Genomic DNA, 1658 nt, shown 5'->3' on the forward strand with positions numbered 1-1658 from the left:
GCGTAGTAAGAGGCTGTGTTTCGCGTTGATGGTGATTTCGCCGTAGACGAGGACGTCCTCCTGCTGTTGTTAACGGGCTTGGTGTCCCAACAACAACGAGGAGGACGTCGTGGTTCACAGTAGTGGTTTGTCTCGTGGCGACAAGCGTCGTAATGCGCGGATGGCTCGGTTGCGGGCATCGGTACCGTTTGCGAACGCGATCGTGGGGATCGATCTGGGCGAGGCGAAGCAGGCCGTCGTGGTGATCGATCACGATTCACAGGTGCTGGCCCGGCGGCTGGTTCGGGCCAAGGCCGCAGAGTTGGGTGCGGTACTGGACTGGGCCCGCGATGTTGCCGTTGAGCACGGTTTTGTCGATGTGACGGTCGGGTGTGAGCCCACCGGACATCGGTGGCGGGTGCTCGATCAGCTTGCCGCTCATCGGGATATGGCGTTGGTGTGTGTCCAGCCGCTGCTTGTGGGCCGGGCGCGTGAGGCCGAGGACTACACCCGCGCTAAGAACGACGATAGGGATGCGGTTCTGATCGCGCGGTTAGTGGCTCAACTGCACTGCTATGTCCCAGAACGCCCCGATGAGACGTGGGCGCGGTTGCGCCACCTGGGGGCACGGCGCGAGCAGTTGATCACCGAGCACACCGCGTGTGTGCGCCGGTTAAACGATTTGCTCGATTGCGCCTGGCCCGCGGTGCTGGAGGCCGCCGCCGACCCGTTTAGATCAGCCAACTGGTGTGCTGCTGTTTCGGTAGTGCTGGCAGGCTGCCAGGGCCATCCTGAACGACTGGCTCGTGGCGGGCTGGCACGGTTTGAGGCCGCGGTCTGTCGTGAACTGCCACGCTGGGGTGCCTCACGGCGACGACGATCGATCATCGAGGCGGTATTCGTGGCGCTCAACGACCCAACCGGTGTGTGGACTCAACGCCGCGGCGTGCTCGAACGCTGCCAATGGGTGCTGGCCGATCTGCACGCCTGCCGAGCGGGTCTGGCCACAGTAGAGGACCGCATGCTCACCGTCCTTGACGACCTTGACCTCACTGAATTGGTCACCAGCATCAGCGGGCTCTCCGCGGTGGGTGCGGCCGCGATACTGGCCGAGACCGGTGACCCGGCCCGCTATGACAGCCCCCGAGCCGTGGTCAAACACGCCGGACTGTGCCCACGAGATAACACCAGCGGCACCTTCCACGGTCGCTCACAGATCTCGCGACGCGGCCGGCCCGGATTGCGGCTGGCCGCCTGGCGCGCGGTCTGGGGTGCGTTGCACCACAACCCGGTGATGACCACTCGCTACCGGTATCTGACCACACGCGAACGTAACCCGCTTTCTGACGGGCAAGCCCGGGCGGCGATCGCGGCCGCCCTGTTGCGCTGGATCCACGTCGTCACGACTCGACGGGTGGCCTGGGATCCGGCCACCGCCGGCAGCGAGGTGATGCCCACGGCCGCCTGAACCTATACCCCCAAGACCACGGTTGGGGCCAAGCTCCACGCGCGCCTGAGGCGCCCCGCAGCGACCTCGCCAAAACACCCTGAGCAGGCCCCGCCGCCCTGATGAACTCGATTGAACGCAGTCGGGAAGAACCCGTTTGACGAACTACGTTGAGACCAGGACCCAGCGGGCCACCCCAACCACCCTTGACATCAACCAGTTACGAAGGTGT

At 65.0% G+C, this 1658-nt stretch carries 1 protein-coding gene; it reads left to right on the forward strand.

Features of this window, described 5'->3' with window-relative positions; all coding sequences use genetic code 11:
• The first annotated feature begins 202 nt into the window (after window positions 1–202).
• Window positions 203–1447 carry an IS110 family transposase gene (locus tag AAHH99_RS24890; RefSeq protein ID WP_418771134.1) on the forward strand — a complete coding sequence of 415 codons (1245 nt, stop codon included), beginning with the start codon at window positions 203–205 and terminating at the stop codon, window positions 1445–1447.
• Window positions 1448–1658: the final 211 nt, after the last annotated feature.

Origin of the sequence: Mycobacterium neumannii (genome assembly GCF_048452905.1) — a bacterium.
GTDB lineage: Bacteria > Actinomycetota > Actinomycetes > Mycobacteriales > Mycobacteriaceae > Mycobacterium > Mycobacterium neumannii_B.